Raw genomic sequence first — 602 nt, 5'->3', positions numbered from 1 at the left:
GAGTCGATCACCTTAATCAAACCGTAAGCAACATACAGGGATTCCAGCTGATATCTCAGGCTTCGCACTTTATCTACAGCATGGAAAAAGACAGACGCCAATACGGTCAGGAAACGCCTTTAAGCATCGAAGTGGATGTCCAAAACAATGTGGTGCTCTCCATGCATCATAAATTTTCCACTAATCCACACACTTCCGAGTACGCCGATGATTTAAAAGAAGCGATGCTTGGTATGGTGTCTGGGGATCTTACCAACACGGATGAAGTGGGTGATTGGGCGTTTCAGTTGTTGCAAGAAATGTCGCTTTCCTTGCTACAAAACTATCAGCTGTATGGAAATAGCGATGGGCACGCCATGCAGAACTTTATTGCTTACCTTGCTCAATTATCTTATTGGACGCAAAAAGAGGCTTGGCTGACCTACCGTTTAGTGATGGATCCAGATGCGAAGCTGAACCAAAGCGTTTTTTTTCAAACCATTGATCGTCAGCAGCAAAATCTAGATGCATTTTTGCATTTGGGGGCATCTTATGCGCATGTCGATAAACTGCTTGGCCTTTTCAGCTCACCCCGTTATCAACGTAATTTGGAATCAAGAGCG

General features: G+C 44.4%; 1 pseudogene. It reads left to right on the top strand.

Going from position 1 to position 602, the window contains the following annotated elements:
• A pseudogene (locus R7Z47_RS25740) lies at positions 1-602 on the top strand (hybrid sensor histidine kinase/response regulator); the annotation flags it as partial.

It is taken from the genome of Vibrio sp. 1641 (assembly GCF_033339995.1).
Lineage (GTDB): Bacteria > Pseudomonadota > Gammaproteobacteria > Enterobacterales > Vibrionaceae > Vibrio > Vibrio alginolyticus.
Note: the sequence above shows the minus strand (reverse complement) of the source record. Positions and strands in the feature narration are given on the sequence as shown.